The 2000-nt window shown below is 63.6% G+C and carries 2 protein-coding genes; one reads left to right on the forward strand and one right to left on the reverse strand.

The genetic code is table 11. From position 1 onward, the window contains the following. Positions 1-250 (forward strand): hypothetical protein (locus KF759_RS14150; RefSeq protein ID WP_291226490.1); only part of this gene is annotated, 250 nt, incomplete at its 5' end. Positions 251-453: 203 nt separating this feature from the next. Here the strand turns inward: KF759_RS14150 and KF759_RS14155 are convergent. After that, complete coding sequence (locus tag KF759_RS14155) at positions 454-1677, reverse strand: erythromycin esterase family protein (protein ID WP_291226491.1); 1224 nt, start codon at positions 1675-1677, stop codon at positions 454-456. Between the last annotated feature and the right edge of the window lie 323 nt (positions 1678-2000).

A 2000-nucleotide genomic window follows, 5' to 3' on the forward strand; every position in this document is an offset into this window, starting at 1 on the left:
CAGGCCGCCCGCGATGCGCAGTTTCACCGATTCCAACGATCAGCCCTGGCAGGCCGCCCTGCTCGATGCCTCCTACGGCCGCGTCATGCTCGTATTCAGTCCCCTGCTTGCCGGCACGATCCGGCGCACGCAACTCGCAGTGGAGAACCTTGGCGAGGCAATGAACCTGCTTGCCGACCTCGATGAGGCCGGTCTGCGCGAGCTGCTCGCCGACGCGCAAGTCTGGGATCCGGCGAGCGACGGCGCCTGAATGGCGTTGCTCCAGGCCAAGGCTGTTCGCGATGTGTGGGCGCAAGACTTCGCTGCCGCGTCCCGCTCGATACAGCAAGCGCCGATGTTTGCCGCTGGCGTCTGCTGCAGGACGAAGGATTCGCAGCGGCAATGCGGGTGCCGCAAGCCATCCAGGTGGCCGCATTTGCCGTGAACCATGGCTGCGGCAAACGCGGCGATGGCTCAGGGCTTCTGCAAGGGCTTGTTCGGCCGCGCGCGGGTGGGAGCGACTTCGGCAGACAGCACCAGCACGCCATCGACCCATTGGCTCCAATCCTGTTCGCTGTACTTGTCGTAGGAGAGCATGCGCGACTTGCGTGAGCCGAGCTTGCTCAGCGCGGCAGCATCCAGATACACCGGCGGCATGCCGCCACTGGCAAGCGCGCTGCCTTCCAGGCTGTCTGCATCTGCCGGCAGGAAGGACGTGACCCGGTTGTTGAAACCGTACGCGCCCGCAGCGCCGACGATCGCCACGGATTTCATCTTGATGCCGGAGTCGGCCTTGAAGTAGCTCGCCATGCTCTTGCGCTTGCCCAGTGGCTGCTTGAGGGCATGGACGGTGGCGGTCCACACGACGGTCCTGGTACCGGCTGGTTGGCGATCCAGTGCCCACTGCAGGTTTTCGTACATCGCGCGGTCGCGCCAATTGGCACCATCGCCCTCGGACTGCTCGAGCTGGGCGCGGAAATTGTGCGTCATGCGGTAGTGCAGCGGATCCTGTTCGGCTTGCTGCAAGGCGAGCGCTTCGATCTGGATTGCGCAGTCGTGGATCGTTTTCGTGAACGCCTCATCGTCTGGATGGGCATCATCGAACTTCCATTGGGTCAAGGTTTCGATCGTGTTCGTGCAAAAGTCCCGCCGCATTGCGGGAAGGTCGCGGCTCAGGTCTTGCGCGAGCTGGTGCTGGGCGTAGTACGCGGTGATGCTGCCGATGTTTGGGTCGAACCCGCTCAGACGCACCTGCCCGGCGCTGGCCTTCTCGTGCAGCAGCGCCAGCAATGGGTTGGCCTGGGCCGCCATGAACCCAAGCGATCCGAGCGCGTCATACAAGGCTTCGGGCGTGGCCGTGCCCGCCGCGTAGCGCTTTTCCAGATCAAGAACATCATAGATCTGGGCTTCGAGTGCGACGTGCGTGAATCCACATTGCCGGATCAGGCCCGCGATGATGTCGGCCTTGGTCGTGATCGACTGCCCACCGCCATGGTGGCCTTCCTCACCGAGGAACACCACTTGCGCGTCGCACAGGTCGTTGATCGCTGCCGCGACGCCAGTGGCGTTCGATTTCGGCTTGTCCGATTGCGCAGTCGATGCGCAGCCGATCAGTGAGGCTGCTGCGATTACGCAGGCCTGCAAGCGCAGTTGCAGGGGATTGCGGTATGCAGCGGGAGAAATCGCTCGCTCTGACATCGTCCTTGCCCTCGTTCCGTGAGCTGCATTCGACGGATGTCAAAGTGGAAAGTTCAACGCCTGTGCTGAAAAAAAGCTGCTGCCCATCGCGCCCTCCACAAATTTGCGTAGGCGCTACCGGTGCACCACGTTCCGGTGGCACGCCGACGATGCGCGCCTCAGCTACCCGAAAGCCTTGGTCGCAGCACCTCGAAGACGCGGCCGAGTTGGTGCGCCAACGAAACCGGACGTGGTGACTCATCGAGCAGGCCGGCGACCAATGCACGCCGCAGCATCGGCACTGCACGCACGGCGCCGATCGCCAGCTTGCGCAGAGGTTGCGC

The organism is Dokdonella sp. (assembly GCF_019634815.1).
Classification (GTDB): Bacteria; Pseudomonadota; Gammaproteobacteria; order Xanthomonadales; family Rhodanobacteraceae; genus Dokdonella_A.

Excerpts from the sequence above, each read along its gene's own strand:
- KF759_RS14155 (WP_291226491.1), bottom strand. The coding sequence starts at position 1,677 with ATGTCAGAGCGAGCGATTTCTCCCGCTGCATACCGCAATCCCCTGCAA.